The sequence below is a fragment of the Kitasatospora sp. HPM-01-4 genome (assembly GCF_051374625.1).
In the GTDB taxonomy this organism is placed as follows: Bacteria; Actinomycetota; Actinomycetes; order Streptomycetales; family Streptomycetaceae; genus Kitasatospora.
The window spans coordinates 2,661,107-2,685,902 of record NZ_JBPQGP010000005.1 but is presented as its reverse complement, the minus strand read 5'-3'; the positions used below and the strand labels follow the sequence as shown (position 1 = coordinate 2,685,902).

The 24,796-nt window shown below is 72.2% G+C and carries 22 protein-coding genes and 1 pseudogene; 11 read left to right on the top strand and 12 right to left on the bottom strand.

Translation table 11 applies throughout. The features are described from left to right. Nucleotides 1–106: 106 nt before the first annotated feature. On the top strand, nt 107–1,033 hold the full coding sequence (locus tag ACSMTC_RS11400; protein WP_436559548.1) for a hypothetical protein: 927 nt from the start codon (nt 107–109) through the stop codon (nt 1,031–1,033). 222 nt (nt 1,034–1,255) lie between these two features. Here ACSMTC_RS11400 and ACSMTC_RS11395 read toward each other — a convergent pair whose 3' ends face one another. Then, entirely contained in the window at nt 1,256–1,774 is a 519-nt protein-coding gene (locus tag ACSMTC_RS11395) for a DUF6879 family protein (protein ID WP_436559547.1), read from the bottom strand. Further along, complete coding sequence (locus tag ACSMTC_RS11390) at nt 1,749–2,147, bottom strand: hypothetical protein (RefSeq protein WP_436559546.1); 399 nt, start codon at nt 2,145–2,147, stop codon at nt 1,749–1,751. The genes ACSMTC_RS11395 and ACSMTC_RS11390 overlap by 26 nt, the downstream gene beginning before the upstream one ends. A gap of 66 nt (nt 2,148–2,213) precedes the next feature. Between ACSMTC_RS11390 and ACSMTC_RS11385 the strand changes: the two genes are divergently transcribed. Next, the gene (locus tag ACSMTC_RS11385) at nt 2,214–2,936 is read left to right on the top strand and encodes a class I SAM-dependent methyltransferase (RefSeq protein ID WP_436559545.1); all 723 of its coding nucleotides are present in this window, start codon (nt 2,214–2,216) and stop codon (nt 2,934–2,936) included. A gap of 316 nt (nt 2,937–3,252) precedes the next feature. Here the strand turns inward: ACSMTC_RS11385 and ACSMTC_RS11380 are convergent, their stop codons facing one another. Then, nucleotides 3,253–3,906, bottom strand: a complete 654-nt coding sequence (locus ACSMTC_RS11380; protein ID WP_436559544.1) for a response regulator transcription factor — start codon at nt 3,904–3,906, stop codon at nt 3,253–3,255. Further along, the gene (locus tag ACSMTC_RS11375) at nt 3,903–5,117 is read right to left on the bottom strand and encodes a sensor histidine kinase (RefSeq protein ID WP_436559543.1); all 1,215 of its coding nucleotides are present in this window, start codon (nt 5,115–5,117) and stop codon (nt 3,903–3,905) included. The genes ACSMTC_RS11380 and ACSMTC_RS11375 overlap by 4 nt, the downstream gene beginning before the upstream one ends. Nucleotides 5,118–5,287: 170 nt before the next feature. Between ACSMTC_RS11375 and ACSMTC_RS11370 the strand changes: the two are divergent. After that, nucleotides 5,288–6,188: pseudogene (locus ACSMTC_RS11370) on the top strand (ATP-binding cassette domain-containing protein). Continuing rightward, nucleotides 6,178–6,948, top strand: a complete 771-nt coding sequence (locus ACSMTC_RS11365; protein ID WP_436559542.1) for an ABC transporter permease — start codon at nt 6,178–6,180, stop codon at nt 6,946–6,948. The pseudogene ACSMTC_RS11370 and the gene ACSMTC_RS11365 overlap by 11 nt, the downstream one beginning before the upstream one ends. A 59-nt stretch (nt 6,949–7,007) precedes the next feature. Here ACSMTC_RS11365 and ACSMTC_RS11360 read toward each other — a convergent pair whose 3' ends face one another. Continuing rightward, nucleotides 7,008–8,288, bottom strand: coding sequence for a VanZ family protein (locus ACSMTC_RS11360; protein ID WP_436559541.1), 1,281 nt, complete (start codon nt 8,286–8,288; stop codon nt 7,008–7,010). Between the two features lie 514 nt (nt 8,289–8,802). On the opposite strand from ACSMTC_RS11360, the gene ACSMTC_RS11355 reads away from it, so the two are divergent. Then, nucleotides 8,803–9,702, top strand: a complete 900-nt coding sequence (locus tag ACSMTC_RS11355) for an AraC family transcriptional regulator (RefSeq protein ID WP_436559540.1) — start codon at nt 8,803–8,805, stop codon at nt 9,700–9,702. A 337-nt stretch (nt 9,703–10,039) separates the two neighbouring features. Here the strand turns inward: ACSMTC_RS11355 and ACSMTC_RS11350 are convergent, their stop codons facing one another. Beyond that, on the bottom strand, nt 10,040–11,104 hold the full coding sequence (locus ACSMTC_RS11350) for a protein kinase family protein (protein ID WP_436559539.1): 1,065 nt from the start codon (nt 11,102–11,104) through the stop codon (nt 10,040–10,042). A 174-nt stretch (nt 11,105–11,278) separates the two neighbouring features. Continuing rightward, entirely contained in the window at nt 11,279–12,406 is a 1,128-nt protein-coding gene (locus ACSMTC_RS11345) for a TerD family protein (RefSeq protein ID WP_436564655.1), read from the bottom strand. A gap of 188 nt (nt 12,407–12,594) precedes the next feature. Here ACSMTC_RS11345 and pepN point away from each other — a divergent pair, with 188 nt between their 5' ends. Beyond that, nucleotides 12,595–15,108 carry an aminopeptidase N gene (gene pepN, locus ACSMTC_RS11340; protein ID WP_436559538.1) on the top strand — a complete coding sequence of 838 codons (2,514 nt, stop codon included), beginning with the start codon at nt 12,595–12,597 and terminating at the stop codon, nt 15,106–15,108. Between the two features lie 108 nt (nt 15,109–15,216). On the opposite strand, the gene ACSMTC_RS11335 is transcribed toward pepN, so the two are convergent. Next, a complete protein-coding gene (locus tag ACSMTC_RS11335; RefSeq protein WP_436559537.1) occupies nt 15,217–16,200 on the bottom strand; it encodes a hypothetical protein in 984 nt (327 codons plus the stop codon). Between the two features lie 381 nt (nt 16,201–16,581). On the opposite strand from ACSMTC_RS11335, the gene ACSMTC_RS11330 reads away from it, so the two are divergent. Beyond that, nucleotides 16,582–17,079, top strand: a complete 498-nt coding sequence (locus ACSMTC_RS11330; protein WP_436559536.1) for an SsgA family sporulation/cell division regulator — start codon at nt 16,582–16,584, stop codon at nt 17,077–17,079. Between the two features lie 10 nt (nt 17,080–17,089). On the opposite strand, the gene ACSMTC_RS11325 is transcribed toward ACSMTC_RS11330, so the two are convergent. The 4 genes from ACSMTC_RS11325 to ACSMTC_RS11310 all read right to left on the bottom strand — a co-directional run bounded on the left by ACSMTC_RS11325 (nt 17,090) and on the right by ACSMTC_RS11310 (nt 21,322). Beyond that, nucleotides 17,090–18,403, bottom strand: coding sequence for a helix-turn-helix domain-containing protein (locus tag ACSMTC_RS11325; protein ID WP_436559535.1), 1,314 nt, complete (start codon nt 18,401–18,403; stop codon nt 17,090–17,092). 259 nt (nt 18,404–18,662) lie between these two features. Continuing rightward, nucleotides 18,663–19,679, bottom strand: coding sequence for a carbohydrate kinase family protein (locus ACSMTC_RS11320; RefSeq protein WP_436559534.1), 1,017 nt, complete (start codon nt 19,677–19,679; stop codon nt 18,663–18,665). A gap of 297 nt (nt 19,680–19,976) precedes the next feature. Next, the gene (locus tag ACSMTC_RS11315) at nt 19,977–20,957 is read right to left on the bottom strand and encodes a M56 family metallopeptidase (RefSeq protein WP_436559533.1); all 981 of its coding nucleotides are present in this window, start codon (nt 20,955–20,957) and stop codon (nt 19,977–19,979) included. Next, nucleotides 20,954–21,322 carry a BlaI/MecI/CopY family transcriptional regulator gene (locus tag ACSMTC_RS11310; protein WP_436559532.1) on the bottom strand — a complete coding sequence of 123 codons (369 nt, stop codon included), beginning with the start codon at nt 21,320–21,322 and terminating at the stop codon, nt 20,954–20,956. The genes ACSMTC_RS11315 and ACSMTC_RS11310 overlap by 4 nt, the downstream gene beginning before the upstream one ends. Nucleotides 21,323–21,462: 140 nt before the next feature. On the opposite strand from ACSMTC_RS11310, the gene ACSMTC_RS11305 reads away from it, so the two are divergent. The 4 genes from ACSMTC_RS11305 to ACSMTC_RS11290 all read left to right on the top strand — a co-directional run bounded on the left by ACSMTC_RS11305 (nt 21,463) and on the right by ACSMTC_RS11290 (nt 24,789). Then, nucleotides 21,463–22,086 (top strand): DedA family protein, encoded by a 624-nt coding sequence (locus ACSMTC_RS11305; RefSeq protein WP_436559531.1) that lies wholly within the window; start codon nt 21,463–21,465, stop codon nt 22,084–22,086. Continuing rightward, nucleotides 22,083–22,733, top strand: coding sequence for a phosphatase PAP2 family protein (locus ACSMTC_RS11300; protein WP_436559530.1), 651 nt, complete (start codon nt 22,083–22,085; stop codon nt 22,731–22,733). Before ACSMTC_RS11305 ends, ACSMTC_RS11300 begins: the two co-directional genes overlap by 4 nt. A 274-nt stretch (nt 22,734–23,007) precedes the next feature. Continuing rightward, nucleotides 23,008–23,523, top strand: coding sequence for a pyridoxamine 5'-phosphate oxidase family protein (locus ACSMTC_RS11295; RefSeq protein ID WP_436559529.1), 516 nt, complete (start codon nt 23,008–23,010; stop codon nt 23,521–23,523). 144 nt (nt 23,524–23,667) lie between these two features. Then, nucleotides 23,668–24,789 carry a TIGR03364 family FAD-dependent oxidoreductase gene (locus ACSMTC_RS11290; RefSeq protein ID WP_436559528.1) on the top strand — a complete coding sequence of 374 codons (1,122 nt, stop codon included), beginning with the start codon at nt 23,668–23,670 and terminating at the stop codon, nt 24,787–24,789. Nucleotides 24,790–24,796: the final 7 nt, after the last annotated feature.

Below are 24,796 nucleotides of genomic sequence, written 5' to 3'. Positions count from 1 at the left end.
TGGCCGCGAGAACGGGTCGCCCCGACGGAAAGGGGCGAGCCCGGCCAGGTGTTAGGCGCACCGGGTCGGGCTCTTCACCCGCCGAGTGGAAAAGGGCCACTGAAGGATGCTCAGGAATGCTATCGCGCCCTCGCGCGACTACACGCCCATCTCCAACACGCATGTCTGGGACGACAATCTCTCGGACTCGGCCTTCCGGCTGCTGGTGCGGTCACTGGCGCTGCCGCCGTCGCGCGCTCGGGGCACCACGGTCACCGAGCTGGCGGCCGGGCTGCCGTGCGGACGGATCACGGCGGACCGGGCTCGCCGCCAGCTCTCCGGGGCCGGGCTGCTGCACTGTGCGCGGTGGCGCAACGCCACCGGCCAGGTGCGGACGGAGTCCCTGGTCTCCAGCGTGCCGATCGACGAGGCCGAGGCGGAGCGGTTGTTCGCCGAGCACTTCGCCAAGGGCGGCCCGGATGCCGGGAAACGGGGATCCGGTGGGCCCGCAGCGCAGGAGTCCGGCACCGCCCTCCCAGAGGGAGAAAGACTTACCGAGGGGGATACTTCCCCCCTCCCGGTCCCGTCGCCCGAACCGACGGGGCAGGGGCGGGAGCCGGAGATCGGCCAGGCCGACCCGGCGTTGCTCGCGGAGGCCGAGCGGGTCCTGCTCTCGCTGCGGCGTGCCGACCCGAGACTCGTGCTCGGCGCGTCCGAGGTCCGGCGGCTGCTGCCGCTGGCCGCCGAGTGGCTGGCCAGAGGCGTGAGTTCGACGGGGATGCAGCACGCGCTCACCTCCGGCCTGCCGAACCCGGTGAAATGCCCGTCGGCACTGCTCCGCTCCCGCCTGCGGGACAAGATGCCCGCGCCCGTACGGGTCGTCGCACTGAGGGCCTGCGAGGGCTGCGACCGCGCCTTCCGTCCGCTCAACGACGAGCCCCTTTGCGGTAGTTGCCGCCAACAGGCGGCGGCCCAAGCAGCCCCCGCCCGGGCGGACGGGAACGGCACCAGAGTCGGCTGGCGCGAACGGGTGGCCCGGGTCACGCGAGGTTGACGTCCGGTTGCCCCAATGGGCGGGCGAGGACCGTAAACGCTCGTGCGTTCTCATGGCGGGATCTCCTCCTCGGAGCCCGACTGACTCGCGCCTGCACCGACTGGTCAGCGATTCGCTTGTCAGGCCACGCGCTGTTGCCAGCGAAGCGCGGAGTCATCGCTCACCCGGCAGGAGCCTGCCTTGGCGGCGATCTGTTGCCCGCTGATCCAGTGTCCTCTTCGATCAGATCCGGTACTGCTCGTGGGGAGTAGCCCTGTCCCACACCGTTTCGAAGGCATCGGCGCACAGACGGACAGCTGCCGGGTCTTCCGTCAGTTCGCCGCCCAGCGAGTCACCGTCACCGGAGAAATGGCCCCAGCGGACCAGCCGGCCATCGAACAGCCAGAAGTCGTTCCCGGGGAGGGCGAGTTCGGAAGCGTTCCGCCGAGGCAGCCACCGAACCTGTTCACCGGCTTCGATGTTCGGGAACGTGACGTCGTACTCGTAGCGGATGTACTCGCTGACGGGCTCGGAGACGATGCGGGCCCGGCGGATCTCCACGCCCCGCGAGACCGCTTCGGCAACGACGTCCAGCCAGGGCCGCCACCACGAGGACCGGTCTGCTGGGTCCAAGCGGTGGCCCGCCCTCCAGGCGTGCAGGGCGGGATCGTCCTGCATGTAGCCGTCGCGCATCTCCAGGTGCACCGCGGTCCGGTGGGTGTTCTTCAGCAGTTCGTCAATCCGTGCCGCGTTCAGCGACATCGCATGCCTCCCTCAACGCCCGCGCCAGCCGCGCAGGTACCCGCACCACGGCCTCGTGCTCCGGAATGTTGCCGACCGCCAGGCACTCGGCCTTTGTACTGTCGTCGATCTTCCAGCCCTGGATCACCAAGTCCGAAGTCTCTTCGTCGACCCACACCGTAGGCGAGTCGCCGTCCGGGCTGTCGGGGTCTTTCGCGATGAACCGTAGCGGCATGCTTGCTCCCCAGGTCAAAGGTTGCGAGATCTCGCGCTCGCCTTCCGTGGTGATGCTGCAGACGGTGTGATGCGAGGCAGCCGACGAATTCGTCACCCGTGGGACACACGTGACGCTCTGGTGAGTGCCCAGCTCTGCCTGGGGCACGTCGATAGCCACCTGCGGACGGTTGTGGTGAAAACCAGTGGTGGCGGTCTGATGGAGCCAAGTAGCTTGCATGCTTTGATGACTGACTCCTGGGACACCATCGCCGACTGGTACGTGGAACTCCTGCGCACCGGGTCCGCGCTGAACGACTTCAACCGTGACATCCTGCTCGACCTCCTCCCTGACCGGCTCGGCGGCTGTCGCGTCCTCGATCTCGGGTGCGGCGAGGGGATCATCGCTCGGGCGGTGGCCGCCCGAGGGGCCGCCGTCCTGGGCATCGACCCGTCACCGCGCATGATCGAGCACGCGCGGGCCGCCGGAACAGGCGGGGCGGGCACAGTGGTCTACGAGGTCGATGACGGGTGCGTACTCGGGACGGTCGCCGACAGCTCGGTCGACTGGGTGACTGCCGGACTGTCCCTGAACAACGTGCCTGACCTCGACGCCGCTCTCGCGGCCGTGCGGCGCGTGCTGGCGGCGCGGGGTTCGCTCGTCCTCACGATCCCGCATCCCTGCTTCGAGGCGCCGCACGCCGGTTGGACGCAGGCTGCCGACGGTGCCGCCCGACGCGTGGTCGGCGACTACCTCGCCGAGGGATTCTGGCGCTCCGGTAACCCCGAGGCCGTTCGCCGGGCCGGTAACCACCACCGGACGCTCGCCACGTACCTGACCGCACTGCTTCGGCACGCCTTCGTCGTGGAGGCCGTCGCCGAGCCGGCCCCGAGCGCCGAAGTGGCGGCCGAGCAGCCGCGGAGGCACGGACTGCCTCCGTTCCTCGCGATCCGCGCTTGCCTCAGCTGAATTCGGACCGGTACCCACCGGGTCCGTACCGTGCCCCGGCGGGGCGGGCGCGTTCCACCGATCGCGCATCCTCAGTGGAGCGCTGCTCCGGCGGCAGCTGCGGCCTGGTTGATCCCGGCGGCGGGGACACGTGCTCGCCGTCGGCCTGCCGGACCGGGTGAAGTGCCCATCGGCACTGCTCCGCTGCCGCCACCCTCGGCGGCCGACCATGACGAGGCGGGGCCTCTTCAGCACACGCGGTGCGAATCTGTGAGTGGCGGGAGGCCCCGCTGTCGCGCGGGCTTGACCGCCGTCCGGACGGAGGCCGCTGCCGCCGTCAGCGCGGGACGATCAGGCCGCTCTCATAGGCCACGATGACCAGTTGGGCCCGGTCGCGGGCGTCGAGCTTGGCGAGCAGGCGTCCGATGTGGGTCTTCACCGTGGCCGGGCTGAGGACCAGGTGTACCGCGATCTCCTGGTTGGACAGTCCCCGTCCGACGAGTTCGAGGACCTCCCGCTCCCGATCGGTGATCGCCAGGGGCTTCGCGGTCGGGCGCCGCCCCAGCTCGGGTGTCCGGGCGAACTCCGCGATGAGTCGCTTGGTGATACCGGGTGCCAGCAGCGCCTCGCCTGCCGCGACCACCCGGACCGCCGCGATCAGGTCGCCCGGCGGGGTGTCCTTGAGGAGGAAGCCGCTCGCTCCGGCTCGCAGGGCGCCGTACACGTACTCGTCGAGGTCGAAGGTGGTCAGCACCAGCACCCGTACGGCCGGGTGCGCCGAGGCGATCCTGCGGGTGGCCTCCAGCCCGTCGAGCTCCGGCATCCGGATGTCCATGAGGACGACGTCGGGCGACTGTCCCGCGGCGAGCTCGACGGCCTGGTTCCCGTCGGCGGCCTCGCCGACCACCGTCATGTCGGACTGGGAGTCGAGCAGCAGGCGCAGGGTCCCGCGCAGCAGCGTCTGGTCGTCCGCGATCAGCACCCGGATCACCGCGACGCCTCCAGCGGGATCCGCGCGGCGACCCGGAAGCCCCCGTCGGCGAGCGGCCCGGCCTCGAACTCGCCACCGTAGGCGGCCACCCGCTCGCGCATGCCGACCAGGCCGTGACCGGGCACCAGGTCGGCCGCGCCGTGGCCGTCGTCGACGACCTCGATCCCGATGGCGTCCGATCCGAAGTCGAGGACGGCGCGTACCCGGCCGGCATCGGCGTGTTTGATCACGTTGGTGAGAGCCTCCTGGGCGATCCGGTAGACGGTGAGTTCGAGCGGGGCGGAGAGTCCGCGCCGCTCGCCCCGGATACTCAGCTCCACCCGTAGCCCGGACTCGGCCGTCCGCGCGACCAGACCGTCGAGGTCCGCCAGCCCGGGGGAGGGCAGCAGCTCCGGGGCCTGGGGGTTCCCGTCGCTGTCGCGCAGCATACCGAGGAGCCGTCGCATCTCGTGCAGGGCAGCGCGCCCGGTCCCCTCGATGGAGGCCAGGGCTTTGACGGCCTCCTCGGGACGGGTGTCGCCCAGATAGCCGGCGACCGAGGCCTGCATGGTGATCAGCGACATGCTGTGGGCGACGATGTCGTGCAACTCCCGGGCGATCCGCAGGCGTTCCTCGACGACCTGCTCGCGTGCGCGCTGCTCGGCCTGCGCCTGCAGACCCGCCGTGTACGCGCGGCTGGCACCGACCGCCACACCGATCATCCATACCCCGCACAGCGGCAGCGCCATCAGGAGCAGGCCCAGCACCTCCAGGCGGAACCCGTGGTGGAACACGACCGGGTTCGGAAGCTTCGGCCCGATCAGGCCGAGCTGCGCCGCGAGCAGCCCGAGCGCGAAGCAGCCGAGCATGGCGCCCAGGCCGCCGGCGGCCGATCCGCGCGGCACGCGGATGGCGAGCGTGTACAGCACGAGGGCCATCGCCAGCGGGACTTGGACCGGGAGGGACAGCGACTCCAGCGACATGGCCGGCGCGGCGAGCGCGACGGCCCACAGCGACGGCCACGGGAACACCCGCCGCAGTGCGACCGCTGCGGCGAGCACCACGGCCAGCGCGACGATCACCACGACCGGTAGCGAGACCACCGCCTCATGCGGCCCGAAGCCGTACCACAGCGCGAGTACACCCAGGACCGCGCCGGTCAGGGTGTCGATGGCGATCAGGTCGCGCACACGCAGACGTCTGGTCAGGGGCGGTAGGGCGGCGGTGGTCATTCCCCGAAGGTAGCCGGGTGTCGTGGTGCGGGACATCGCCCGCGAAGCCGTCATCCCGTGGGGGTACGTACGTCGCCCGGTCATGCCGTGGCCGTACGCCCGAAAGCGGCCTGCGATCCGACGCCGCGTGAGCGCCCGCCTGGCAGCGTGGAACGCCGATGGGAGGAACGATGATCGAAGTCACAGGACTCACCAAGAGATTCGGCCGGATCACTGCGGTCGACGACCTTACGTTCACGGGTCACCGGATTCCTCGGGCCGAACGGTTCGGGCAAGTCCACCACCATGCGCGCGATCCTCGGCTTGGAGACACCGGACAGCGGGACGGCCCTGGTCGACGGCCGCCGGTACCAGGCCCTGCGTCATCCGCTGCACCACGTCGGGGCACTGCTCGACGCCGGCGCAGTCCACCCGGGCCGCTCGGCGCGCGCACATCTGACCGCGCTGGCCGTGGCCAGCCGGATCGACCGGCGGCGCGTGACGGAGGTACTTGAGCAGGTGGGCCTCGGCCGGGCCGGCAACAGGCGGGCCGGGCAGTTCTCGCTCGGCATGAAGCAGCGGCTCGGCATCGCCGGCACGCTGCTCGGTGATCCGCCCGTCGTCATGTTCGACGAGCCGGTCAACGGTCTGGACCCCGAGGGCATCCTGTGGATCCGGAACCTGATGAAGTCACTCGCGGCCGAGGGCCGGACCGCCTTCGTCTCCAGCCACCTGATGTCCGAGATGGCGCTGACCGCCGACCACCTCGTCGTCATCGGCCGCGGACGGTTGATCGTTGACAGCAGCGTGGAGAAGTTCCTCGAGGAGCACACCACGAGCCAGGTGCACGTCCGCTCCTCCGCCCGCAGCTCGCTGGCCGAGGTGCTCCGGGCGCGCGGTGCGACCGTCGAGTACGAGGGCGCCCAGACGCTGATCGTCACCGGTCCGACGGTCGACGAGATCGGCGACCTGGCGGCCGGCCACGGCCTGCCGGTGCACGAGCTGGTGGCCAGGCAGGCCTCACTGGAGGACGTATTCATGGAGCTGACCAGGGACACCGTCGAGTACCAGGGGACACACGATGGGATCTGAACTGCTCAACTCCGAATGGATCAAGCTGCGTTCGGTGCGGTCGACCTACCTGTCGCTGGCCGTGGCTGCCGTGCTGGTCGTCGTCGTCGCCTACTCGGTCGCCACCTCGACCGCGAACAGTTGGCCGACGATGAACCCGCAGGGGCGTTCGTCCTTCGACCCGGTCTCGGCGCCGCTGTTCGGCGCGATCTTCGCGCAACTGGTCATCGGTGTGCTGGGCGTCCTCTCGATCAGCTCCGAGTACACCACCGGGCTGATCCGGACGACGTTCGCGACGACGCCGCAGCGACGGCGGGTGCTGGTCGCCAAGGTCACGGTCACCACGGCGCTCGCACTGGTGGCGGGTGTGGCCATCCTCGGCGTGTCCTTCCTGCTGAGCCAGAGCATCATGGCGAACGGCCGCGGCGGGGTCTCGCTGAGCGAGCCCGGCGTCTTCCGGGCCCTGGCCTACGCGGTGCTCTACCTGGTGATCGTCACGGTGCTGGCGACCTCGCTGGGCGCGATCATGCGGGCCACCGCCGGTGCGATCGCCGTGCTGTTCACCCTGGTCTTCCTGGTGCCCCAGGTCCTGGACCATCTCCCACCGGATCTGCGCCACGACCTCACGCGCTTCGGCCTGCAGCGGGCCGCGGCCAGCGCGGTCTCGATCCACTCCCAAGTGGACACCTTCTCGCCGACGGTGTCGATCCTGGTCTGCGCGGCCTACGCGGTCGTCGCGTTCGCGCTCGCGCTCTTCCTGATCGGACGGCGGGACGCCTGAGGTAGTCATCGGGAGAACCCGGGGGTGGCGACGGCGGGTACGGTCACCTCACGCCCTGGCTAGTTGGCGCTTGCCATCACCGGTCGACCCGTCACCGCGTCGAGTTGGTAGGGCACGCCGGGGGCGTCGGGGCTGCTGCTCGTCGCGATGGTCACGGACCAGCAGGGGCGCCACTGGCGGTCGACCCGTACAGCGAGGAGGAGTGCGTTCCGCACTGTTCCGGGGTGCAGCGCGGTGACGGTGGCGATGGCGCCCTCGCGGGTCACGGTGGCGGCGGGCAGCTTCGGGTCGGGGATGTCGCGGGAGAGGAACCGCACAATGCGGCCGCCGGGGTCGACCTCGATGTCCAGTCGCATGGGTTCGAGGAGGCCGCCGGTGTAGCGGCGGTACTCGACGGTCCGCCGGCCTTCGGCCGGGTGGGGCTTGCGGACCGTGACGGTGCTGCCGGGCAGGCTGCGGGGGAACCACCGGCGGGCGAAGGCGTCGGCGGCGCCGCGGGCCTCCTGGTCGGAGCCGCCGTCCGGTGGAAGGCTCACGGGTCCATCGAAGCCGTCGTACAGCTGCCCGGAAGGCCATTCGATGGTGAAGTTGCCCGTTGCGGTCGTGACGATCACCAGTTCAGGGGTTTCACGGAGAGCGGCCTGGTCCTGGACGTTGACGACGTGAGCTGAAGGGCCGAACAGGAGTCTGGCGTCCTGGTCTGCGAGCCTCCGCTGAGCCGGGGAGTGGCTGACGGTCAGGGGAGCGTCCGCCCATTCCGGGCTGATGGCGTCGCGGTGCACCGTCAGGAGGACGGCGGCGCCGATCAGGAGCGGTGCGATGCTCCAGACCGCCTCGCGCTTCGTCGGCATGGGCAGGGACCTGCGGATCGCGCGCCACGCGCATGCCAGCGCGACGCCGATCGCCGCGCCGGTGGCGTTGGTGACGAAGTCCTGGGAGTCGCAGGCACGCCCGATGTGCGGGATGAGTGCCTGGAGGGTCTCGGTGACGGCGGACAGCAGCCAGCATCCCGCCAGCACGATCAGGGGACGGCCGAACGCGAGCACGGCGAACAGTGCGACCGGGACGTACATGGCCACGTTCATCAGGCCCTGTTGATCGGCGAAGGCGGCCGCGACGTCCCTGCTGTAGGAGCACACATGGGATGCGGCGGCGTGGCGACCGGTGGGGTGCAGCGTCGCGGTGAACTCGCCCGCTAACGACGCGGCGAACAGCACCGCCGGCCAGAGAGGGACGGCACGGCGACGCGCGCCCCACCAGGCCGGCGAACACAGCAGAGCGGCCATCACCAGGAAGGCCGGCATCAGGCCGGTGTTCGCCTTCAGGATTGCGCGGATCATCAGAACTCTTCCAGGAGTCGTGAGTTGATGTACTGGCGGTCCGTGCGCTGCCTCGGAGACGCGGACCGCCGGAGTCGGCTCTCCTGCTCTAGCACATGTGGACCGGGGTGTCCGGAAGTTGCCCTGTTCGCTCACAGCCGGAATGCCGACTATCCGGGGCACAGGTCTTCTCGTGCGCCGTGCGGTCGGGCATCCCGCACACTCCGCAGGAGGACCGGAGCGGATGCGCCGGCGGATCCTCCGGCTGCCAGCGGGGTGGCCGGGGGGGATTCGTGATAAGGAATCCAAGGAGGACAAGCCGCATCGCCCCAGGTCAGAACGTATCTCCGGTTCATCGCTGAACGCTGGGCCGACTGTTGTTCCCTGGATCCCAGCTCAGTACTGTCAGCCGGTCGTTTCCTGTGAGAAAGGGGTTCCTGTGCCGACGGCCGATGAGCTGCCTCGTGATGGCAGCGGGAGTGATCCGACTCTCCTGTATCAGGGGGCCAGCATTGAGAGGCTCCACCAGGCGGTAATGGACCGTTTCTCCCCGCATCGCCTGACGGTGATGGAGAACCAGCAGGTCAACGGGCGGTTCCGGTGTCTCCACGAGGGGCCGGTAGCGCTCTATGAGCTTGGCTACGGCGCTGATGTCAGCGTGTACCCGGGGGAGTTGCCCGACTTCTACAATATCCAGCTTCCGCTGTCCGGTAGCGGGACCGTCACGGTGGACGGCACACCGCTGACATCCTCGCTCAGCATTGTCGGACCGGGGAACCGGCTGTCGATGAATTGGAACAGCGAGGCTCTCAACAGAATACTCATCATTCCGGCCCAGGCGATCGAGCAGGCCGTAGCCGTGCGGCTGGGTGAACTCCCGCCGGGGCCGCTGCGTTTCAGTCACGTGCTCGACGACCGGAATCCGGCCGTACGTTCCTGGATCGAGCTGGCGTGGTCCTTCAACTCGTTCGCCGAGTCGCCACTGAGCCGCCGATCCGTCCTGGGGATGCGGCATTTCGAGAACCTCCTGATCGACAGCCTTCTCGACGCGCAGCCCCACTCGTGGAGCGACGCGACAGCGGGCCGCGGCCCTGCCGTACTGCCGAGCGCCCTGCGCCGAGCGACCAACTACTGCGCCGAGCACGCGCATGAACCGATCTCGGTCGCCGACATCGCGCAGGCCGCCCGCGTCAGCGTGCGTACGCTGCGGGAAGGCTTCCGGGCCCATCTGAACACCAGCCCCCTGGCGTACTTGAAGAGCGTGCGGCTCGACCACGCCCGCCGTGACCTGATCGCCGTCGCTCGCGGCCAGGCGACCGGCATGGTGACCGAGATCGCCTCCCGCTGGGGCTTCACCCACCTCGGCCGATTCAGCGCGGACTACCGGCGGACCTACGGGCAGTCACCGTCCCAGACGCTGCGCCGCGGCCTGTGACGGAGCGAACCCCGGCGGCGGAGGCGCCCGCCCGTCGGTTATCCGCAAACGTGCGGAGTCGGCGTCCGAAAGTGGATAGCTGCAGAATCGTCGCTCCGCGAAGCTGTACCGGTGACGCGGGGATCTCCCAGGTCAGGCCGGCTGCCCCGGCAGTACCTGACCGAGGGAACCACGCGAAGGCGGGGGACCGGCATGACGGGGGATCGACATGCCGTGCACCGGCGGGCCGGAGCCGACCCGGCCCGCCGACGTGTGCCTGCCCTGGGCCACCGCCGCTCGGGCCGGGGCAGGCAACACGGTCCGCGTCGGAAACGCGTAGCGACCGGCGGCGCCGGCTCTACAGGAGGGCGGCGGCCCGGCTGAGCTCGGCGGCCGGGAACGGTGTCCGCTTGGTCTCCGTGAGCAGTCGGTGGTGGAAGTCGTCCAGGACGGCGCCGGGTCGGGCGTGCCGTTCGATGATCGCGGCGATCCCGGGCGGGACGCCGTCGGGCCGGTGGCCTTCGGTCCAGCGCCGCAGGAACGTCCGGGGCTCCTTCTCGGCTCGCAGGCGGGCGACGAGGTGATGGCGGATCAGATGACTCGCGGTGTAGTGGCGGTCGTATGCGAGATGGTCCGCGAGGAACCGCTCCTCGGCTGCGGAGAGCTCGAATCCCGAGCTCAGGGCGAGCCCGAAGTCCGCGAAGTAGAGCAGCCGGCCGTCGGTCAGGATGTTGCGGAAGTGGGCGTCGAAGTGCACGAGTCCGCGGGAGCTCATGAACGCGGTACCCCGCGCCAGGGCCTCCTCCACCCAGGTGTACGGGGCTCCGTCCTCGGCCGGGGCCGCGGCGTCCCGGCGCTCGTGCAGCCAGGAGGCGAGGGTCTGCGGTAGGTGCTCAAGGAAGAGCACCAGGCTGGCGGACGAACAGCCGATGGCCTCCAGCCGCTCACGGACGGCCCGTGAGCCCTCCCAGTGCGCGACGGCGCCGTCGATGCCCCCGAACTCGTCGGCGAACCCCTCCGGAGGGGAGTCGGGCAGGACGCGCCAGTGGTACAGCAGCGGAAAGCCCTCGTACTCCCTCCCCAGGACCCAGTTGGTGGTCATGGTGTGCACGGCCAGCTCCCGCCAGGCGCCGAAGCCCGCCGAGCCCAGCCCGTACTGGTAGAACATCGGCAGGCCGAAGAGGTTCGCCGTCGACCGTACGTTCTCCGGCCGGGTCTCGATGTCCGTCAGCGGCACCTTCTTGACGAAGACCCGTGCCCCGTCGACCTCCAGCTCCACGGATCTGCCGCCGATGCCGGACCCGACCGGAGCGGCGGACGCCACGGCCTCGCCGAGCCGCCGGTCGCTCAGCAGGGACAGCCGGGTGGCCACCGTCCCGTAGGCGGCGAGCCGTGCGGCGAACGGGGATTCGGAATGGCGCATCGACGGCTCCTCGGTGCCCCGGACCGGGGCCTCTGTGATCACTTCGGCGTGGACCCGGAGCCCGGCGGCCGCCTCGACCGGCACCGGGACGGCCTGAGCCCCGGACGGCCCGGGCTCCGGACGGCCCGGGCTCCGGACGGCCCGGGCTCCGGACGGTACGCGCCCGGGGCGCGGTCAGAGCATCGCGGCCGCCGGCTTGACCATGCCCCGGGCGGTCTTGGCGTCGACGTACTCGCCGAGAGCGGTCATCACCCACTCGCCGGAGTACTGGCGGACCAGTTTGCACATGACCACGCCGGTCATCGGTTCGGAGTGGGTGAGGTCGAAGCGGACCAGCTCCTGGCCCGAACCGGCGTCCAGCAGGCGGCAGTAGGCGTTCCTGATCTCGGTGAACTTCTGGCCGGAGAAGGAGTTGACCACGAAGACCAGGCCGCAGACCTCCGAGGGCAGCCCGTCCAGGTGGACGGTGACCGACTCGTCGTCGCCGCTGCCCTCGCCGGTGAGGCTGTCGCCGGAGTGGGCGATCGCGCCGTCGAAGACGTTCAGCTTCATGAACCAGGCGGTCTCGATCCGCTCGCGCTGGGCGTCGTAGGCGATGCAGGAGGCGTCCAGGTCGATGTTGCGGCCCTGTCGGGCGGGCTCCCAGCCGAGGGCCATCCGGACGGAGGAGAGCAGGGGCTTGCCGTTCTTCTCCAGGGAGACCGAGCCGCCCTTGACCAGGCTGACCTTGCCCTTGTCCAGGGTGACCTTGGCCAGTGGGGGCGATGCGGCGGGCGGGCCGACGGGCTTCGGGGGAGCGGCGGAGGCACGGGAGGGCACCGAGACGCCGAAGTCGCCGGCGATGCCCGCCATGCCGTTCGCATAGCCCTGGCCGACCGCGCGGACCTTCCAGGCGTCGCCGCGCCGGTAGAGCTCGACCACCACCAGCGCGGTCTCCCGGGAGAGCCGGCGCGGGGTGAAGGTGACCAGGACCGCCCCGGTGATCGAGTCCCGTACCGTCGCGGTCGGCTCGGTGCCGGCCAAGGTGTCCGAGGCGTGGTCCAGGTTGGCGGTGACCACGACCTTGCCGATCTCGCGCGGCAGTGCGGCGGTGTCCACGGTGATCGCGGCCGGGGCGTTCCTGGCGGCCGGGCGGTGGGCCACACCTGGGCCCTTGGGGGCGTCGCGGAAGACGAGGTCGGCGTCCGAGCGGGCCTTTCCGGCCTCCGTCAGCAGCAGGCCCGAGACGTTCAGCGGCTTCAGGGCCGTCACCTCGACCGTCACGCGGGTGGCGGTGAGCGGCGCGTTGCCGCCTGGGGTCAGGTCCGTCGGCACGGTTCTCCTCCTGAGCTGGTGGTTGAGGCGGTTCGAGGCCCCACAGTAGCCATACCAGGTCTGTTGACGGTCCGTGACCTGGTGCCCCGGGCGCCCGGCCCGGCCAGAACCGGAGTGATCCGGGCCGACCGGGAAAGGTCTTGCCCACCGGTGCCCGCCCGGGTGAGCATGCACAGATGCCAGCTCTTCAACGTACCGAGGCGCGCAGCCGTGCCCGACTCCTTCAGGTCCGCGAGTACCGGATCGATCTGGACCTCACCCGGGGCGAGGAGGTGTTCGGCAGCACCACGGTGATCCGCTTCGGTTGTGCCGAGCCCGGCGCCGCCACCTTCCTCGACCTGCAGCCCGCCGCGCTGCACCGCGTGGTCCTCAACGGCCGCGAGCTCGACCCCGCGGCACTCGACGGAAACCGGCTCGAACTGACCGGCCTGGCCGCGGAGAACGAGCTGCTGGTCGAGGCCGCGATGCGCTACTCGCGGGTCGGCGAGGGCCTGCACCGGTTCACCGACCCGGCCGACGGCGCGGTCTACGTCTACGCGACCTGCGGCCCCGACAACGCACCGCTGGTCTTCCCCTGCTTCGACCAGCCCGACCTCAAGGCCCCGATCCGGCTGACCGCCACCGCCCCGGCGGACTGGACACTGGTCGCCAACGGCGCGGGGGAGCGTACGGACGCGGGCGCGGATCCGGCCGAGGGCGCGGCGCGCTGGGAGTTCGGGCCGACCCAGCCGATCAGCACCTACCTGTTCACCGTGGTCGGGGGCCCGCTGCACTCCGTCCACGCCGAGCACGACGGGATCCCGCTCGGCCTGCACGCCCGCCGCTCGCTCGCCGCCGACCTGGACCGCGAGGCCGAGGAGATCTTCGAGGTCACCCGGGCCTCGTTCGACCGGCTGCACCAGCTCTTCGACGAGCGGTACCCCTTCGGCCGCTACGACCAGGCCTTCGTACCCGAGTTCAACTGGGGCGCGATGGAGAACCCCGGCTGCGTGGTCTTCCGCGAGGAGATGCTGTTCCACTCGACCCCGACCGAGGCCGACCGCGAGCTCCGCGCCATGGTGATCGCCCACGAGATGGCCCACATGTGGTTCGGTGACCTGGTCACCATGCGCTGGTGGGACGACCTGTGGCTGAACGAGTCCTTCGCCGAGTACCTCGGCTACCGGATCGCCGCCGAGTCCACCCGCTTCACCGGCTCCTGGACCAGCTTCGGCGTCAAGCGCAAGGGCTGGGGCTACGACGCCGACCAGCGCGAGACCACCCACCCCATCGCCGCCACCGGGGTCGAGAGCCTGGCCGAGGCCATGGTCAACTTCGACGGCATCGCCTACGCCAAGGGCGCCTCGGCCCTGCGGCAGCTGGTCGCCTGGCTCGGGGACGAGGCCTTCTTCGCCGGGATCAACGAGCACTTCGCCCGCCACCGCTTCGGCAACGCCGAACTCGCCGAGTTCCTGGACGCGCTGGCGACGGCGAGCGGCCGCGACGTCCAGGGCTGGGCCGAGCGCTGGCTGCGCACCAGTGGTGTGGACACGCTGCGGCTGGACGTCCGGTACGACGAGGCCGACCGGGTCACCGCCGCCGAACTCGTCCCGGACGGCACCCGGCCGCACCGGGTCGGCATCGGCGTGTACGACCTGCGGGCCGACGGCGCCCTCGCGCTGCGGGACCGCTTCGAGGTCGAGGTCGAACCGGGCCGGCGCACCCCGCTGCCCAAGCTGACCGGAGCCGCGCGCGCCGCCCTGCTGCTGCCCAACCACGGCGACCTCACCTGGGCCAAGATCCGCCTGGACGCCGACTCCTGGCGCACCGTCTCCGGATCGCTCTCCCGGATCGAGGACCCGCTGGCCCGCGCCCTGCTCTGGGAGAACGCCCGCGACCTGGTCCGCGACGGCGAGCTGGCGCCCGCCGACTACCTGGACCTGGTCGAGACCCAGCTGCCCGCCGAGGACCAGGACACGGTGGTCGAAGCCGTCCTCGCCTTCGCCCGGACCAAGCTGGTCGCCGGGTACCTGGCACCCGAGGAGCGGCCGGCCGCCGCCGCGCGCCTGGCCGAGGTGGCGCGCCGGCTGCTGGCCCGCCCCGAGGCCGGGGACGGCCTGCGGCTCGCCGCGCTGCGCGGTGCGATCGAGAACGCCGAGGGTGAGCGGCAACTCGCGGAACTGGAAGCCTGGTTGGCCGACGGCGGACCGGTCGGTGAGCTGAGCTGCGAGCTGCGCTGGGCCGCGCTGGCCCGGCTGGCGGCGGAGGGGCTGGCCGACGAGTCCCGGATCGCCGCCGAGCTGGCCGCCGACCCGAGCAGCAGCGCCCACCAGGGCGCGGCCCGGGCCAGGGCCGCCCGGCCGGAGCCGGAGGCGAAGGAAGCGGCGTGGCGGCAGCTGTTCGCCGACGGCGCCCTCTCGAACCACCTGATGACCGCCACGGCGCAGGGGTTCTGGCAGTCCGGTGAGGACCGGCTCCAGGAGGAGTACGCGCGGCGGTACTTCGCCGAGCTGCCGGGGGCGGCGCAGCAGGCGCAGACCGTGGCCAGGGTGCTGGGCCAGTCGCTGTTCCCCGCGGGGCGCACGGATGCGGAGACGGTACGGCTGGCGGAGGAGTGCCTGGGCAGGGAGGACCTGACGCCTTCGCTGCGGCGGGTGCTCGCCGACCAGGTGGACGATCTGCGGCGGGCCGTGCGGGTGCGCTCGCGCTGAGTGGCCGGCCCGGACGGCAGGCCCGGGCGGGTGCGCTCGCGCTGAGCGGCCGGCCCGGGCGGCTCATGGCCCCTCGTGCTCCCGGACTGCCGGGCGGTTCCCGGCAGTTCAGGGGGCGAAGGTGCCCCGGACGGCGAGGGCGCGGGGGTTGTCCAGGGCGAAGGCGGAGGCGGCCCAGCTCTCCTGGGGCAGGCGGTCCGGGGTGTCGGCGGGGCGGGCGCCGCGGACGCCGAAGGTGTAGCTGCCGGGGGTGAGGTCGAGGCCGACCGGTGCGGTGAAGCGGTAGATCAGGGTGGTGCGGTCCTGGGTGACCGTCACCACCGCACCGGGGACGCTGCTCCAGGGGGTGGTGCCGGGCAGTGTCTCGGGGCGGGCCAGGCGCAGTTCGACCTGGAGCGCGGTCACGTTCTCGCCGACGGTCAGCGCCAGGGTGTGCCGGACACCCGTGGTGCCGACCGCGTCGTAGCTGCCGAGGCCCGAGAGCGCATGGTCCGGCTGCGGGCTGGAGCCGGGCGCCGGGCTGCCGCTCGGAGTGCCGGGGCCCGCGGTGCCGGCGGTGGGCCGGGGCACGGTGGGTGCCGGTGCGCTCGCGGAGGGGCGGACGCCGACCGAGGCGGAGGGCGAAGCCGAGGGGCTGCCGGGCGCCGGGGCGGTGGTTGACGGGGCGATGGTGGACGGGGCGGTGGCGGACGGGGCGATGGTGGACGGTGCGGTGGCGGACGGTGCCGTGGTGGTCCGGGGCGACGTCCTGGGCGTACCGACCGCCCCGGCACCGGCCGACGCGGTCGAGGTCGGCCGCGGAGCGGGGGCCTGGGTGGCGGGCCGGTCGGTGGTGCCGGCCGCGTCCGGGCTCGGCAGCGGCGGGCTGGCCCCGACGTTGGACATCCCGGGGCTGCGTCCGATGTTCTGCTGTTCGGTGAGCAGCCAGGTGGTGGCGACGCTGATCCCCAGCACCGTGGACATCGCCATGGCCGCGCCGGAGAAGCGCAGACTGGGCAGTCGGAAGCCGCGGAACGGTCTGGGCCGGCCGTGCCGCCCGGAGCGTGCGCCCGCACGTTCCAGGCCGAGGTACGGACGTGGGGACGAGCCCATTGCTGTTCCGTCACCGTCGGACGGTGCCGCGTCACCGGCGCGTTGCCGCGCTGCACGCGGCTGGTCGCGAAGCTTCGCATTCATGGTCGGACGCCCTTCCCGGTCCCCCTGCCGTGTCCTCTCCCCGCCACATCCGGGCTGGAGAACGAGGGTATCAGCGGCGAACCGCTGCCACGCCAGCCCTGAAATGGAAAGGACTGGTGACACTTACTGGTATGACGTGTCCGATAATTGACGAGGCGTCCGTCATGGGCTTCCGTGGACCGGGAGTGAACCGCGGCCCGGCCGGTCAACGGTCGGTTGCAACCCTCTGCAACTCTTGCCCGACACAGCACCGTGCAGCACGCTGGCCTGAACCCCAGCCGCCTCGGAGAGATCGTCATGCCGCGCGACCCGCTGTCAGCCTCCGCAAACCCGCCGCTCGCCGCCACCCCCACGGGCGACGAGGCGGGCAGATCCGTCGCCGCTCCGGCGCCGGTGGAGGAGGTCCTCACCATGCGGATCGCATTGGAGAAGGACATGGTCGGTGAGGTGCGCACGCGCTTCCGCTACGACCCCGAGCGGCCGTACGAGGTGCAGCTCACCTTCCACCTGGGCCGGGCGGACGAGGCGGACTGGGTCTTCTCACGGCAGCTGCTGCGCGAAGGGCTCGAAGGGCTGAGCGGTCAGGGCGATGTGAAGCTCTGGCCCGCGTACTGCCCCTGCCACGGCTCGACGCTGCACCTCGCGCTGGAATCGCCGCACGGCAGCGCGCTGTTGGAGGTCTCCAAGTCCGAGGTGAAGTCGTGGCTGCTGAGGACCTACGCCTGCGTCTCGGAGGCGGCGGAGCTGGCGATGGGGCCCACTGACGAGCAACTCGCGGAGCTGGCGGGCTTCTAGCCGCCGAGGGTCAGACCGGCAGCCGGTACGTTCCCGTGAGGAGGGCGGTGCGGAGCCCGCGTACGGCCGGGGCCGAGGAGGTCGGGAGCAGGTCGTAGGCGTCGGTGGGCGCGGTCACCGAGACGCTGGCGGAGTGGGTGATCCGGTAGGGGCGGTGCTCCAGGAGGCCGCCGAGGTAGCGGCGCAGGCGGGAGATCTCCGCGCGTACGGTGACGGTGCGCTCCGGGTCGGCGAAGAGTGCGTCGGCGAGCTGGGCGGCGCTGCGCCCCTCGCGGTGGACGGCGAGCAGCAGCAGGAGCTCGGCGTGCCGTGGGCTGAGGGCGTGCGACCAGCTGCCGGCCGCGCCGGTCACCAGCAGTTTCGGATGGCAGGGCCGGCTCAGGTCGAGCCGGAGCGCGGTCTGTTCGAGCTGCTCGGCGACGGCGCCGGTGGAGCCGGAGAGCGGGCGGATGAGCCAGCCGCCCGCCATGGGTTCGACGGCGCACTCGCCGAGGGTGGGCAGCCAGTGGATGTCCGAGGAGCCCCAGCCGTCGGCGGGCAGCCGGAGCCGGGCGACGGGTGGCAGGCCGAGGGTGGCGGCGGTCCAGCCGTCGTTGTCCACCACCATGGCGGGTTCGGTGACCCGGGCGAGCAGCGGGGCCGCCACGGTACGCAGCTGGTGCAGTGCCTCCAGCTGGCGGGCCCGTAGCTCGGCCTCGGCCAACCTGGCTGCGGTGGCGGCGAGTTGGAGCAGATAGGGGGCCGTGGTGCGGGCCGGGCCGCTGAGGTCGACCACACCGGTGAGCCGTCCGGTACGCGGGTCGTGGATCGGGGCGGCGACGCAGGTCCAGGTGTGGTGGCTGCGCAGGTAGTGCTCGGTGGAGTGGACCTGCATCGGGCGGCGGACCCGCAGGGTCATGCCGATGCCGTTGGTCCCGACCGCGTCCTCGGACCAGCGGGCGCCGGCGTCGAAGCCGATCCCGTCGGCGTTGCGGCGCAGGTGGCGGGCGCCCTCCTGCCAGAGCACATGGCCCTCCGCGTCGGCGACCGCGAACAGCAGCGGGCTGCCGGTGGAGGGCAGCAGCAGGGTGGAGCGCAGCACCGGGAGGACCTCCGCGAGCCGGGTCTCGCGGCGGCGGTGCTCGATCTCGGCGGAGCTGATCCGGTGGGCGTTGCGGCCGCGCTCGGGATCGAGGCCGAGCCGGCGCAGCCGCTCCCAGGAGTCGCCGATCTCGGGTCTGGGCAGCACCGGGGGGATGTCGCCGGCGAGGGCGAGCTCGTGCACCCTGGCCATCTCACCGGGTGAGACCGGGCCCGCGTCGGCCGTGCTCTGGCTCTCCAGCACCGCGCTCTCCCCCCATCGGGTCGCCGTTTGACGCCGCCCTGTCGTGTCACCCGGATGCCCGCACACAGGGTACGGCGGGGAGCTCACCGGGTGACGGGGTTGCCCGATATTCGTACGGTGCTCTGGCGGGGCGCACCTGGGGCCCGGCGGTGGCGGCTGCGGTGCGACCGGCGGGAGGGGGAGACGGTTCGGTGAACCTGATTCACTCCGTCAGTTCGGCTTCATCCGTTCGGCCGTCACCCCGAGGACTGACATCCGATCAGATCATCGGTTGACCGAGGGCCGGAGTGCGGCCCGTCATGCCGCTCGCCGCCGGCGTGAGCTGGTCGGCCCGGGGCGGGTTGGGGCCGGGGACGGCGCAGGTGAGGGCCGCGACCCGGGCCGCGTAGCCGCAGGCCTCGGCGGTGTCACGCACGGTCAGCCGGTCGAGCCCGCCACCGAGCAGGCCGCCGCTGCCCAGGTGGTGCAGCAGTCCGGCGGTGAAGGCGTCGCCCGCGCCGACGGTGTCCACCACCCGGACGGGGACGGCCGGGACGCTCACCCGGGTGCCGTCGAGCGAGGCCAGCGCCCCGTCCGCGCCGAGCGTGATCACCACCAGCCGGACCCCGGCCGCGTGCCACCGGTCGCAGGCCTCCTCGGGCGGGACGCCGGGCAGTAGCAGCCCGAGGTCGTCGGCGGAGAGCCGGAGCAGGTCGGCGGCCGCGCACCAGTGGTCCAGCCGTTCGCGGTAGCGGGCCGGATCCACCAGCAGCGGGCGCACATTGGGGTCGATCGAGACGGTCGGGCGGTCCGGGGCGCGGTGGAGCAGGCCGAGGAAGTCCTCGATCGCGCGGCCGCCCGGTTCGCGGATCAGTGCCAGTGAGCCGGTGTGGACGCAGGCGGTGCCGGTGAGCGGTACGGCGGCGAGTTCCTCGGGCCGCCACTGCCAGTCGGCGGTGCGCTCGGCGTGGAACGAGTACGAGGCCCGGCCGTCCGGGTCGAGTTCGGCGACGGCGAGGGTGCTGGGCTCGGTGGCGCTGACGCTCAGCGAGAGGTCCACGCCGGAGGTGCGCAGGTGGCTGCGGAAGAGCTTGCCGAAGGCGTCCTCGGACAGGCGGCCGACGAAGCGGGTCGGGGTGCCGAGCCTGGCCAGGCCGACGGCGGTGTTGGCGGGGCCGCCGCCCGCGTGCACCCGGAGGGTCAGCTCACCGGGTGCGGCCGGTCCGCCGGGCGCGGGCGGCTGGACGAAGGCGTCGGCAACGCACTCGCCGAGGACGGTGATCGGCTGGACGGGCATGCGATCTCCCTTGCTGATGCCGCTGGGAACTGCGCGCGCTGCCCGCCACCGACGTGCCGGGCTTCGCCGACCCGATCCTGCACCATCCCGGGGGACACGGGGACACGGGGAGCCGGCCCCGTGCCGACCTGCCCGGCTTCTCGCGCGGCCGCGCATCCCCGAGGCGGTGCGACGCCATCGGGCGCGTGAGGGCCGGACGGCGGTGCGCGGTCGGCCGTACGGCTCCCCGCTCCCCCGTGAAGTCGCTTGGCCCGCGCGGTACTTGGGGATCGTGGTCCACCGCGCGCTCGGGGCGGTTCAGTGGTGGGTCTGGGCGGCCTCGACGTTGTCGTGGAGGTCGGCGGTGGCCTCGACGGAGGCGGTGGCGGTGAGGGTCAGGCAGGCGGTCAGGGCGAGGACGGCGGCGGTGCGGCCCGCGGTGCGGTGACGGGGGCGGGGCGGGGTGAGCAGGGCGGCGACCCGGCGGGGGACCGGTCCCGAGTGGGCGGCGGAGGCGAGCCGGGGCCGGTGCGGCCGGGGTGCCCCGGCGGCGGCGAGAGCGGCGCGCCCGACCGCGCGGGCGGTGAGGGTGCGATCGCCGGTGGCCTGGGCGGCCGCCTCGTCGGCCCACCGCTCCAGCTGGTAGCCGAGCGGCTCGCGCAGCGGCCGCAGGGCGGGGTGCAGCACGGCGGCGTACTCGGTGGCGGCGAGGAAGAGGTGGTGGCGGGCCTTGAGGTGGGCCCGCTCATGGGCGACCAGGACGGCGCGTTCGGGGGCGGTGAGGGCGCGGAGCATCCCGGTGGTGACCACGATGCGGCCCGGTTCGGCGGGGCGGGCGAGCGGTCCGGGCAGTGCGAAGGCGTCGGCGCGGTCGTCGTCCAGGACGGTGAGCGTTCCGGTGCGGGCCGCCTCGGTGCCGTCCGGGTGGCCGGGGGCGGCGCGGTGGCCGGCGTCGGCGGCGGTGCGGGCGCGGCGCAGGTCGGCGAGCTGGCGGTGGCCGGTGCGCAGCAGCAGCGCGGCGGCGAGCGTCAGCAGCACGGCGGCCGCGACGGCCGGGTACGCGGGGCCGCCGGGCAGCCGGTGCGGTGCCAGGTGCCCGAGTGCTGCGATGGGCGGCAGGCGCAGCAGTCCGGTGGAGACGAGCAGGCCGAGGGAGACGGCACTCGCTCCGGCGGTGGTGACGGCGGTGCCGGCCAGGACCCAGGCGGCGAGGCGCGGGCCGACCGCCTCGGCGACCCGGCGGGCGAGCGGAACGGCGAGGAAGGGGAGCAGCAGCGGCGCCCAGACGGCGACGATCACGAGTTCTCCCCGAGGAGTTCGCGGAGCAGGCGCTCGTCCTCGGCGGAGAGGTCGGAGACGAACCGGGCGAGCACGGTGCTGCGGTCGCCCCGGTCGAGTTCGCTGCGCATCCGGCGGGCGGCGAGCCCGGCCTGATCCTCGACGGTGGCGGTGTAGGCGAAGGCCCGTCCCGCCTTGGTCCGTTCGACGGTCCCCTTGTCGTGGAGTCTGCCGAGGATGGTGGCGACGGTGGTTCTGGCCAGCCCGTCGCCGAGGGCGCTCTGGACCTCCTGCGGGGTCAGCGGCCGCCCGGCGGCCCAGAGCGCGGCGAGCACCTGGGCCTCCAGCTCTCCGGCACTGCGACGTGACTGCGCTCCGTCGGTCATGTCGCACACCCTCCGAGTTATCGTCTACAGTCCTGTCGACCGTCTACGTGATTGTAGACAGTCGGGTGCCCCCGTGCGGGGCCGCGTCCCAACGTACGGGAGGTCCGCCAGTCTTGGTCCAGTCGTCCGCCCATCTAGCGGTGAATGTGCTCGACGCCTCGTCGCTGCTCTCCGCCTTCGGTGCCCTGGGCATCGCCGTCACCCTGTTCGCCGAGACCGGTCTGCTGGTCGGTTTCCTCCTGCCCGGCGACTCGCTGCTGTTCACCGCCGGGCTGCTCTGTGTGCCCGGCGCCACCAAGGGCCCCCAGCTGCACCTGGTCCAGGTGATCCCCGCCGCGCTGGCCGGGGCGCTGATCGGTGCCCAGGTCGGCTATCTCATCGGCCGCCGGGGCGGACGGGCCCTGCTCGCCCGCAGTACCAACAGGAGCCTGCGCAAGGGCACCGAGCGGGCCGAGGAGCTGCTGGCCAAGTACGGCCACGGCAAGGCGATCGTGCTCGCCCGGTTCATCCCCGTGGTCCGTACCGTGCTCAACCCGCTCTGCGGGGTGCTCGAGGTGCCCGCCGGGGTCTTCCTCCGCTGGCAGCTGCTCGGCGGTGTGGTCTGGTCGGTCGGCGTGGTGCTGGCCGGGTACGGGCTCGGTTCCACGGTGAGCGGTATCGACAAGTATCTGCTGCCGATCATCGGTCTGGTAGTAGTTGTCTCCGTGATCCCAGTTGTCCTTGAAGTCCTTCGTGCTCGACGTTCCGGTGGTGCAACCCAGTGAGTCATTCCCTCCTCGCCTACGACGGCAGCGGTATCGACGGCGGCCTGTACACCCAGGTGATCGGGTGGGCGCACTCGTCGCCGAACTGGTTCGACCAGCTGGTGAAGGTCTGGTCGGCCGTCGGCCTCGGCCTGTTCGCGGTCTTCATGGTCTACGGCTGGTGGAAGGCCCGCTCCGACGACTCGGTGGTCATGGCGCGGGTGCTGGCCTCGCCGCTGGTCGTGATCGCGGCCTATGCGGTCAACTCCGGACTGAAGAGCCTGGTGCACGAGAACCGGCCCTGCCAGCAGATGCCCACCAGCATCACGCTGGAGACCTGCCCGGCCACCGGTGACTGGTCCTTCCCGAGCAACCACTCGGTGATCGCGTTCTCCGCCGCCGCCGCGCTGATCCTCGCCTACCGGAGGCTGGGCCAGGTCGCCATGGTCTTCGCCGCTCTGATGGCCGTTTCCCGGGTCTGGGTCGGTGTGCACTACCCGCACGACGTCGCGGTCGGCGCGCTGGTGGGCCTCGTGGTCGGGATCCCGCTCGCGCTGCTGGCGGGGCGGCTGGGGCCGCTCGTCGACGGGCTGCGGCGCGGGGCGCTGGCGCCGGTGCTCGGCTCCGGACCGGCGGTGCCCGCGGTGCAGTGGCAGCACCGGTACTGACGCCGGCGGTCGTCCGTTCAGGGGTGCGGTGAACGCACCGGCCAGGGGCGCGGGGAACCGCGCGACCTGCCCTCTTGTGAGGTGCGTGGTCGCGGCGGGGTTCCCCGCGCCCCTGCCGTCGTACGGCCGGTCGGACACCGGAGTGCGGCGCCCCCCTTGAGGGTTGGGGCCGGCGGGGACAGCATGGTGAGCCGGGCAGGGGAGGACCCCTGCCCGGCTCAGTCGTTGCCGCCCCGTGGTGGTGGGCGGTGAGCGGCCCGAAGGGGGATGTCCGATGGCATACCGGCTCGAAGTCACCCAGGGCGACCGGCCCGCCGAGGAGTTGGCCGAGGGGGTCGAGGGGCTGCTGGCGGAGAGCATGGTGCTCAGCCTCGCCACCACGGGCCCGGAGCAGGGCCCGCACGCCAACCTCGCCTTCTACGCCCAGGACGAGGACCTGGTGCTGTACTTCGTCAGCGAGCGCTCCACCCGGCACAGCCGGCACCTGGCCGCGGACGCCCGTGCCGCCGCCACGGTGTTCCTGCCCCCACCCGCCTTCGGCGAGCGGCTGCGCGGCATCCAGCTGACCGGTGGGGCGGGCGAGGCGCGCGGCCCGCAGGCGCAGGCGGCGCTGGCGGCGTACCGGCGGCGCTATCCGGCGTTCGCCCAGGACCCCGAGGTGCGGCAGCAGTTCCTCACCGGCGGCGGGGCGGCGGCGCTGTACCGGTTCCAGGTGGAGCACCTGACGGTGGTGGACGAGCCGCACTTCGGGCGCCGCAACTACCTGCGGGCACGGGTGCTGCGCGGCTGACCGCGGCAGGAATCCGAGCGTCACTCTGGCGCAGAGTTGGCTATACATCTTAGGCTGCGTTGTATGTACAACTCTTGCGATCGGTTCATCTCCCCGCAGCCGGGAGGACGCCAGAGCGACACCTCGGCGCCGCAGCCTGGCGGCATGAGAATCGTCGTCGTAGGAGCAGGCGTGCTCGGCACCATGCACGCCTGGCAGGCCGTCGAGCGCGGCCATGAGGTCGTCCACCTGGAGCGCGAGAGCGAGGCGCGCGGCGCCTCCGTGCGCAACTTCGGGCTGGTCTGGGTCAGCGGCCGGGCCGCCGGTGAGGAACTGGCCGTCGCCCAGCGCGCCCGCGACCTGTGGGCCGAGATCGGGGAGAAGGTGCCCGGTCTGCACTTCCGCCCCAACGGCTCGCTCACCATGATCCGCACCGAGGCCGAACTGGCCGTCGCCGAGCAGGCGCTGACCCTGCCCGACGCGGCCGAGCGCGGATACCGCCTGCTCGACGCCGCCGAGGCGCGGGCCAAGAACCCCGCGCTGCGCGGGAAGTACCTCGGCGCCCTGTGGTGCTCCAGGGACGGCGCGGTCGAATCCCGCGTCGCCCAGCCCGCGCTGCGCGCGGCACTCGAGGCCAGCGGCCGCTACACCTTCCTCCCCGGCCGCGAGGTCCGCGACGTGATCGGCGAGAACGCGGTCCGCGACGACCACGGCCAAGTGCACCAGGGCGACCTGGTCATCCTCTGCACCGGCGCCTGGCTCGGCGGGCTGGTGCGCGAGCTGGCCCCCGAACTCCCGGTCCGCCGGGTGCGGTTGCAGATGATGCAGACCGACCCGCTGGGCGAGCCGCTCACCACCTCGGTGGCCGACGGCGACAGCTTCCGCTACTACCCCGCCTTCGCCGGCACCGCGCTCGACGAGCTGCGGGCCGTCCAGCCGCAGCCGCCGGTCGCCGCCGAGCACAAGATGCAGCTGCTGATGGTCCAGCGCAAGGACGGCGGACTGACCATCGGCGACACCCACGAGTACGACCAGCCGTTCGGCTTCGACGTGGTCGAGGAGCCGTACGAGCACCTGTCGGCCGTGGCCGAGGAGCTGCTCGGCCGCCCGCTGCCGCGCATCCACCGCCGCTGGGCCGGGGTCTACGCCCAGACCGTGGACACCACCAGGGTCGTCCACCGCGAGCAGGTCCGCGACGGCGTCTGGCTGGTCACCGGACCCGGCGGCCGCGGCATGACCTGCTCCCCGGCGATCGCCGAGACCACCGCCCGACTCTGCAACCTGTAAAGGCAGT